Origin of the sequence: Xanthomonas sp. SHU 199 (assembly GCF_000364665.1) — a bacterium.
Taxonomy (GTDB): Bacteria; Pseudomonadota; Gammaproteobacteria; order Xanthomonadales; family Xanthomonadaceae; genus Xanthomonas_A; species Xanthomonas_A sontii.
The window spans coordinates 1-498 of sequence record NZ_AQOI01000761.1 but is presented as its reverse complement, the minus strand read 5'-3'; the positions used below and the strand labels follow the sequence as shown (position 1 = coordinate 498).

The 498-nt window shown below is 75.3% G+C and carries 2 pseudogenes; one reads left to right on the top strand and one right to left on the bottom strand.

The annotated features are described in order from the left end of the window. A pseudogene (locus tag D183_RS25540) lies at nucleotides 1-210 on the top strand (alpha/beta hydrolase); the annotation flags it as partial. A 31-nt stretch (nucleotides 211-241) separates the two neighbouring features. Here D183_RS25540 and D183_RS0121005 read toward each other — a convergent pair. Beyond that, nucleotides 242-498 (bottom strand): annotated as a pseudogene (locus D183_RS0121005) (NAD-dependent deacylase); the annotation flags it as partial.

Sequence of the window (498 nt, the reverse complement as noted above, 5' to 3'; positions counted from 1 at the left end):
GCCAGCGCGCCGCCGCTGCTGGCGGTGTGCTCCAGCCGCCGCGCCGACGCCTGCGCGCAGGCGCGCCACTTGGCCAGCAAGGCCGGCGCCCGCGGCATCCGCGTCGAGGTGCTGCCGCAGGATGCCAGCCACGCGGAGATCAACCGCGACCTGGGCCTGCCCTCGGCCTACACCGCGGCGGTGGACGCGTTCCTGCACACGCTGCGCTGAGCACCGCGCACGGCCCCCACGACAACCGGGCTCAGGTCACCATGCACTGCTGCAGCAGCAACGGCAGCGCCACCGCGGCGCTGTCGCGCCAGTGCAGATCCGCGCGCGCCGACAGCGCGCTGGGTTCGGGATTGATCTCGACCACGCAGGCGCCACGCTCCTTGGCCTGCAGCGGCAGGCTGGCGGCCGGATAGACCAGGCCGGAACTGCCGATCACCAGCACCAGGTCGGCGGCGTCGGCGGCGCTCTGCGCGCGCGCCCATTCCGCCGCCGGCAGCGCCTCGCCGA